The organism is Marivita sp. S6314 (assembly GCF_023015985.1).
GTDB lineage: Bacteria > Pseudomonadota > Alphaproteobacteria > Rhodobacterales > Rhodobacteraceae > Marivita.
In genome coordinates, this window is the sequence record NZ_JALKAO010000025.1 from 1 (window position 1) to 509 (window position 509).

1 protein-coding gene is annotated in these 509 nt (G+C 62.9%); it reads right to left on the bottom strand.

Translation table 11 applies throughout. The annotated features are described in order from the left end of the window. Positions 1-509 (bottom strand): GTP-binding protein (locus MWU54_RS18610; RefSeq protein ID WP_247086755.1); only part of this gene is annotated, 509 nt, incomplete at both ends.

Sequence of the window (509 nt, forward strand, 5' to 3'; positions counted from 1 at the left end):
GTCCCGCGGCCAGAGATCGAGAACACGTCTTCGATCGGCATCAGGAACGGCTGGTCAATCGCGCGCTCGGGCTGCGGGATGTACTCGTCCACGGCCGCCATCAGTTCGCGGATCTTGTTCTCGCCGATTTCGGGATCACGGCCTTCCATCGCCGCCAGGGCGGAGCCTGCGATGACAGGAATGTCGTCGCCCGGGAAGTCGTACTCGGAGAGCAGTTCGCGGATTTCCATCTCGACCAGCTCAAGCAGTTCCTCGTCGTCAACCTGATCCACCTTGTTCATGAACACGACCATGGCAGGGATACCCACCTGCCGGCCCAAGAGGATGTGCTCGCGTGTCTGTGGCATCGGGCCGTCCGCTGCGTTCACCACGAGGATCGCGCCGTCCATCTGCGCCGCACCGGTGATCATGTTCTTCACGTAGTCGGCGTGGCCGGGGCAGTCGACGTGGGCGTAGTGACGCGCGTCGGTTTCGTATTCCACGTGTGCCGTGGAGATCGTGATGCCACG